The 7,264-nt window shown below is 41.0% G+C and carries 7 protein-coding genes; 1 reads left to right on the top strand and 6 read right to left on the bottom strand.

Annotated elements, in window-relative coordinates; genetic code table 11:
- Positions 1-197 precede the first annotated feature (197 nt).
- From V7L12_RS01440 to V7L12_RS01415, 6 genes are all read right to left on the bottom strand, one after another.
- On the bottom strand, positions 198-614 hold the full coding sequence (locus V7L12_RS01440; RefSeq protein WP_335081448.1) for a GNAT family N-acetyltransferase: 417 nt from the start codon (positions 612-614) through the stop codon (positions 198-200).
- Between the two features lie 27 nt (positions 615-641).
- A complete protein-coding gene (locus tag V7L12_RS01435; protein WP_267870640.1) occupies positions 642-821 on the bottom strand; it encodes a hypothetical protein in 180 nt (59 codons plus the stop codon).
- 209 nt (positions 822-1,030) lie between these two features.
- On the bottom strand, positions 1,031-1,369 hold the full coding sequence (locus V7L12_RS01430; RefSeq protein WP_012410794.1) for a P-II family nitrogen regulator: 339 nt from the start codon (positions 1,367-1,369) through the stop codon (positions 1,031-1,033).
- 360 nt (positions 1,370-1,729) lie between these two features.
- Complete coding sequence (locus V7L12_RS01425) at positions 1,730-2,338, bottom strand: cell division protein ZapB (protein WP_335081446.1); 609 nt, start codon at positions 2,336-2,338, stop codon at positions 1,730-1,732.
- 199 nt (positions 2,339-2,537) lie between these two features.
- Positions 2,538-3,371: a bifunctional hydroxymethylpyrimidine kinase/phosphomethylpyrimidine kinase gene (thiD, locus tag V7L12_RS01420; protein WP_335081444.1), complete on the bottom strand. Its 834-nt coding sequence runs from the start codon at positions 3,369-3,371 to the stop codon at positions 2,538-2,540.
- 38 nt (positions 3,372-3,409) lie between these two features.
- On the bottom strand, positions 3,410-3,589 hold the full coding sequence (locus V7L12_RS01415; protein ID WP_334821654.1) for a hypothetical protein: 180 nt from the start codon (positions 3,587-3,589) through the stop codon (positions 3,410-3,412).
- Positions 3,590-4,176: 587 nt separating this feature from the next.
- Between V7L12_RS01415 and V7L12_RS01410 the strand changes: the two genes are divergently transcribed.
- On the top strand, positions 4,177-7,062 hold the full coding sequence (locus tag V7L12_RS01410; protein WP_335081442.1) for a choice-of-anchor D domain-containing protein: 2,886 nt from the start codon (positions 4,177-4,179) through the stop codon (positions 7,060-7,062).
- Positions 7,063-7,264 lie beyond the last annotated feature (202 nt).

Below are 7,264 nucleotides of genomic sequence, written 5' to 3'. Positions count from 1 at the left end.
TGTGGGCGCGGGTGGGCGCGGCTCAACCATCTTAAGGCTTCACTTTTAGCGATCGCCCTTAATTATACTCCGGCGAGAGTGACAAAAGAGGGTTAGTCCTTCTTTATTGGAATCATATTCCAAATCAACCATTCCAAATTGTCGATAAAAATTTTCCGCACCAGGTAAGGAATGTAAATCAATCCTACCCTTGTAATCTAAATCAAAGCTACGCTCTGCTCTATAGCCAACTTTAGTAAACTACTTCCAACACCTTTATACATTGGTGGATTTTCTATAGAACGACGATTCCAAGGAGCTATAGTTAAGTAATCGACATAAACGAGATTCTTAGTAGATTCTAAAATAGAACGATAGCAATCTAACTCAAGAATCATAAGTCCTTGAGTAATCGCTTCGCATTCTAATGCGGGCCTTTCATAATTTGGCGTTGAAAGCTTAAAAAATTTATCTATCCATGACCAATGGCTGTCTTCTTCAGATGAGTTTTGAAGTCTTTGTTTCCAAAAAGTTTCAAAGTCGGAAATGTGCTTAGAAGATAGATTATATAATTCTGCTTCAACTAAGGCTGAGTCTTTAACACGGAATAAGGGTAACTTAGCAATCGCATTCAAGGCAACAACTCACAAGTTTGAATTAAGCTAGACAAGTATAAGTTCAGATTTCTTCTCGTCTACAGTTTCAAAGTAAAATTTTTCACCTTGCTCTATGCGTTGCTCAATCAGCCCCATCATCCGTAAGGCTTGCCGTAACACAGCTGACTTATTCATGTCCTTTTTTTCACTAAGACTATTTAGTAACTCAAGTTCAGCGTCCGACAAGTTAAGCGTGATTAAAGTTTTTTTGCTCAAAACATCTTTACCTCTATTTTTATATATAGATTATATATCAAATATATATAGTACATGCGTTCTATGTCAAGAATAAAGCTAGTTTTTGTCGTAGCCTGTAACCAGTAGGATGTGTGAATATGCCTATATGTGATTTATTAAGTCATATATAGGCATATAGTTCAGAAGCTTATCAGTATTCAAACTGCTTCTGTGTTCTTTTCCCCGGTGCGAATCCGAATCACTTGCTCAACAGGTGAGATGAAAATTTTACCATCGCCGATTTCACCAGTGCGAGCAGCAGCAATAATTTTGTCTACCACCATATCAACCTGATTGTCGTCAACGACGATTTCCACTTTGAGTTTTTGCAAAAACTCAACGGTGTACTCAGAACCACGATACCGTTCAGTTTGACCTTTCTGCCGTCCGAACCCCCGGACTTCAGAAACAGTCATGCCAACAATACCAGCGTTAACTAAGGCAATTTTCACCTCATCTAGCTTAAATGGGCGGATAATAGCTTCTACTTTTTTCATCTTCTTAACTCCTGACTTCTACTAGCTTCGTTTATATATCTAACCAGATCCGCTGTCTGAAGCTGTAACTAGCAGTGCTTTTCCTAAAAAATATGTAATAATTACAACTTTTTTAAAGTGTAGGTGCTTTACTTGAGGGTTTGTGACATGAGAAGCGGCAAGGATTCATTAATTGGATAATCTTTGAGGTTCTAACATAAAGAAGTTGCTGTCAATTTAGCATTTTATGTAACTTTTATAACCTAAAAATAGATCGTTTCCGCCATTTAGTAGATTTGTTCGGATATTTAGAGAGCGATTGCAGCCAAATTACACGGTAGCCCGATAGCCTGCTACTGCTGATGACTGTGGGAATGTCAACTAACGTTTCTGATGTTCAAACAAGGGACGCACAACGAAATACCCAGCACTAAAGGCAGTCAGCATGATTAACAAGATGGTAATAATTAACCACCAGCCATTGAGTCCCTTGACATCTGGCTCAGTAGTGGAATAATAACTGACTTGTTGCTCTTCTATAAAAACTGGTTCTGGTATCGGGAAATTCATTTCCATTACAGGTGTAGAAAAGTCTTGGTTGCGGCTTTTTTCAGGTGGTTGTTTGGGTACAACAGATGAACGCGAACGAGAAACCTGCTGAGGTGGACGCACTTGTGTTACTGGCTGTTTAGCAGCACTTTTAAAGTCACCAGAAGCTTGGGTAGCTTGGGGATAATTAGGTGTACCATGAGAATCCACAAAATTTTGCAAACGAGAAAAAGACTCAACTACTTTAGTAATTTCTTGGCGTAATAGTTGATTTTCTTGTGCTAGTTGCTGATTTTGGGTGGTGAGTGCATTTAGCCTCGCCTGTGCTGCTTGCAACTCTGTTGACAATTCCCTGTATACAGATAGTGGTACAGAGGCAGGGTAGGCTTGAGTAGTCGGTGTTGGCGAATTCCTGTGAACAGAACCTATGGTTGTTCGCATCGGGGGCTTGGTATTAAAAATCAAAGTAATTAGATCGTACAGAGATGCTAACAGAGATAGTCACCCCTGAAACTATGCCCAAGAATAATAGAAAAATACTGAAAGGGCAAAGATTTTTTATTTGGGCATTGGGGATGGAGTACTGAGAAAACTTTTCTCTAGTCCCCATCCCCAATGCCCAGTCTCCAATCCCTAATCCCTAGTCTCTAGTCCCTAGTTCCCACAATGGGAAGAAGTGTCCCACAGGGCCTTGCCCTTCGCCAATATCTAGGGCGTAAGTGAGTGCGGTAGTCACATATTCCTTTGCCTGTTGCACTGCCTGCCACAAATCTTTTCCTTTAGCTAGATTAGCAGCGATCGCAGCTGATAGTGTACAACCAGTACCGTGGGTATTTTTTGTCTCTACTTGTTGGCAAGTCAAAACTTCTAACTTGTCCCCATCAAACCAGATATCAACGCCACGCAAATCTCCCTGCATACCTCCGCCTTTAACTAAAACAACCTTCGTCTTTAAAGTCTTGTGAATAATTTCAGCAGCGGCTTGCATATCCTCTAAAGAATTAATTTGTAAACCGCTCAAAATTTGAGCTTCATAGCGATTGGGCGTAATCATAACCGCTTTGGGAATCAGGGCATGGCACAGAGTCTTTACAGCATCATCATCAATCAATTGTGCTCCCGTGCGTGACACCATTACTGGGTCAACTACTAGATTATTGATTTGTAAAGCTTCCACTTGCTGGGCAACAGCAAAGATAATTTCCTGATTGAGCAACATTCCCGTTTTGACAGCTTGTACGCCAATATCCTCAACTACTGCCTGAATTTGCGCCACAACAGCCTCTGTTGGCATAGCATCAACTCTCTTCACTCCTAGAGTGTTTTGTGCCGTGACGCAGGTTATAGCGCTAGTACCGTGGACACAGTGAAAAGCAAAGGTGCGTAAATCAGCTTGAATTCCTGCACCGCCACCGCTATCTGAACCAGCAATGGTTAAAGCAACGGGTATTCTGGAGTTTATTTGGGTGTTCATATTATGAAGATAAAGTAAGTTGGCATAATCAAACCAAACTATCTCAAACATTGATGAACTAGATTAAAACCCTCTTCCTTCCAACCTCCTTCCTGATCGCAACCACAAAGATTTGCCACAACCTGACTTGAAAGTGCTGTTAATGGTAGCGGGGCGTTTGCTAAAGAAGCGATCGCTTCTTTAAAAATTTTTAGAAAAACTTCATCAAATCCTTGCACAAAGCGCTCTCCACTCCCATATCACTCTGAAAATTAACAGGACTCCAGCACGACATCTCCATAATCTTTTTGGAGATGTTGTAAAAAAAATAACCTTATTCAGCGTATTCACTGGTTTATATTCTCTATGTAAAGGTTAGTTTTAATACATGAGTTCACAAGGCTCAGTTACACCGCATACAACAAGTTCGACTAAGTTGTTACATTAGTTCCCTTAAATTAAGGGGTAAACCTACTAAAGTTTCAACCAATTCAACTTGAACCACTCAACAAACGCAGAGATGACAGGAAATGTCTTTGGCTTTGCGCTGCATTGTCTGCGTCCAAATTGGTCGATCACCTTCAATAAAACACTGACGATTGACGGTATCGACATTCCTACTTTAACCATTAACGGTTGATAGAAGAAAAATTTTAAGTTTTACAAAAGTGTTTCTACAAACGACGCGATTTTAAGTTGCGATCGGACAACTGTGACTGTCTTTAACAGTGCAGATAAATGACTCATTCAAATAACTACTTAGCAACTGAAGAAAGTTGCTGAAATTGTACTACCAATTTTCCTTACACATATTTGGAGTAAACAAATGGCTGGCACAACATACTACGTTTCTGCAACAGGCAGTGATAAAAATAAAGGCTTAGACGAAAAATCTGCATTTCTCACCTTGGGTAGAGCCGTGTATGAGATGAAAGCAGGCGACACGCTCTACGTCATGAATGGAAATTATCAAATGAAAGGGGTTACGCTTTTAAATTTGAATGGCTCACCAGATAACTGGACAACAATAAAAGCTTATCCAGGGGCTACGCCGACGATAACAACAACGGGAAGTGGCATTAATATATTGAGTTCATCCTACGTGCGGATTGAAGGACTTGATATAGAAGGCAATCGGGAAAATATCACTCTCGAATATGCCTTGCAAGAGAAGAATAACCTTAATAATCCCTTGACCAATAGTAATGGAATTGCTGTTAATACATCGAAAAACGCCGAGGGTGTAAGTGGTACTAATCCCCATCATATTGTCATTACTGGTAACACAATTCGGAACTTTCCAGGTGGAGGCATAGCATTCAGTAATTCAGACTATATAACTGTTGAGAAAAACATTGTGTCTGGAAACGCTTGGTATTCACCTCACGGCAATCAGGGAATAACCTCTCTCAACAGTTTTAATTTTGATAACAATACAACTGACTACAGAATGATTTTTCGAGACAACATTGTCTACGATAACCAAAGTTTAGTTCCGTGGAAAAATGGAGGCACTGACAAAATCACTGAGGGACATGGGATTATGCTTGATACTACCGATACCAGCAAAGATAATGTGGCCTATACAGGTAAGGCATTAATTGCAAATAACATTACTTACAATAATGGAGGTGCAGGCATTAATGTTTTCAAAGCTACCAATGTTGATGTTATCAATAACACGGCTTACAAGAATGCCCAGGTTCTTCCAGATTCTGGAGAGATTGGTGTTACTTACTCGGAAAATGTACGTGTCTACAACAACATTTTGTATGCAAGCGACAATCAAAATGCTAACAGAATTAAGTATGACACAAATGTAATTTTCGATCGCAATCTTGTTTATAACTCGAACCAATTCCAAGCTTCAGATAATTTAAACGCCACAGGGTTACAAAATCTTTTGGGTCAAGATCCTCAATTTGTTGATCCAGACAAAGGGAATTTTGCACTCAAACCTGGAAGTGTTGCGATTGATGGTGGTTCCAATGCCTTCAATAGCATCACTAAGAGGACTCCTCAAGATGGTGATGGTAATGGCAGTACAGTCATTGATATTGGTGCATACGAAGCTCCCCGTAACCCTACCAAAACCCCAGAAATTCAAGTTCTCAGTGGCAATATTGACATTATAGATGGCAACACCGCCATTAACTTTGGTGAGACTCTTGTTGGTGAACCCTTGACTAAAACCTTTACCATCAAGAACACCGGTATAGCTGCACTCAAGCTGAGTAATCTTAAACTTCCTGACGGATTTAGCTTGGTCGGAACTCTTCCAACGAGTGTGGCTGTTAATGCTTCCACCACTATATCGGTGGCACTCAATCCCACTGCACCTGGCGTCTATAGTGGCAGCCTCAGTTTAAACAACAACGACATTAATGAAAGCCCCTTTGACTTTGCCATTAGTGGTACAGTTACTACCCCGGAAATTCAAGTTCTCAATGGCACTGTTGACATTACAGATGGTGACACCACTGCCATTAACTTTGGTGAAACAACTGTTGGTGATACCTTGACCAAAACCTTTACTATCAAGAACACTGGTACAGGCGCACTCAAGCTGAGTGATCTTGAACTTCCCGACGGATTTAGTTTGGTCGGAACTCTTCCAACGAGCATAGCTGTTAATGCTTCTACTACCATATCGGTGGCACTCAACCCCACTACAGACGGTAGCTATAGTGGCAACTTCAGTTTAAAAAACAATGATATTGATGAAAGCTCCTTTGACTTTGCCATTAGTGGCAAAGTCAGACCCGCTCCTGCCCCAGGAATTATAGTTCTCAATGGCACTAACTCCAATGACACCTTTACTATCCGACGAGGCGATGGCAATTACAGCATCACTGACTTTGGTGGTGTAGGTACTAGCTCAAACCCGTCGGCTGCGGTAATTGCCAAAGTAGATACCTTGCAATTTATTGGGACTGAATTGACTGCAAGAAATCTGCAATTAACTCAAAATGGCAACAATTTAGAAGTCACCTTTGGAAATGTGGCTAATACCAAAGTCACTCTGCAAAACTTTAAGTTAGAAAACCTAGAGAACTTAGCCGCATCGACAACAAGACCTGCCATTGGCAATATCATATTTGACGGAGAAGACAGTGTTACCAAAAGCTTTGATGTGATTAAGGCCAACTCCACTCAAACGTATATTTCTACAGCAGACACTGTCACTTTCCTCAATGACTTGAACAATAACATCAGCGGTTTTTACAGTTCCGACGATGTGATTAATGGTCAAGGGGGTAATGATACCATCGATGGCAGCGGTGGTGACGACCTGCTGCGGGGTGGTACTGGCAACGATCTTCTGATTGGTGGACAGGGCAACGATACTCTTGTGGGTGGTACAGGTGCTGATTCTTTCCTCTACGACACCAATTCTATCTTTAATACTGCTGTTGTAGGTATTGATACTATCGCTGACTTCAATCACTCTCAAGGTGATAAGATTGTCCTCGATAAGACTACCTTTAGTGCTATTACTTCTGATGTGGGAACGGGTTTTAGTAACGCTAGTGATTTGCAAATCACCAGTTTAGGGGCACTTAGCAATGCTGTAATTGTCTACGACCGGATGACTGGGCAGTTATTTTACAATCAAAATGGTAGCGCTGCTGGTTTCGGCAGTGGTGGTCAATTTGCACAACTTACTGGTGCGCCCTCTCTTACTGCCTCTGATTTCATCATTCAAGCATAGCTGGGTCGGGTCAACTGAATGCAAGTGTAATCCAAACATGAATCGAGTTTAAGGCGGCTTTCAATTAGATAGACCACACCTATAGGAGCGCAACATCTCGTGAAAAACAATAGACCTCTTGCAAAAGTCCCAGATACGTGAGACAAGTAGGTTAGAGTTGGGTAGCATTTATCACCTATGACCAAGTAAAGAGCCTAAAACC

Origin of the sequence: Nostoc sp., assembly GCF_036918245.1 — a bacterium.
Taxonomy (GTDB): domain Bacteria; phylum Cyanobacteriota; class Cyanobacteriia; order Cyanobacteriales; family Nostocaceae; genus Nostoc.
This window is presented reverse-complemented; position numbering and strand designations above follow the sequence as displayed.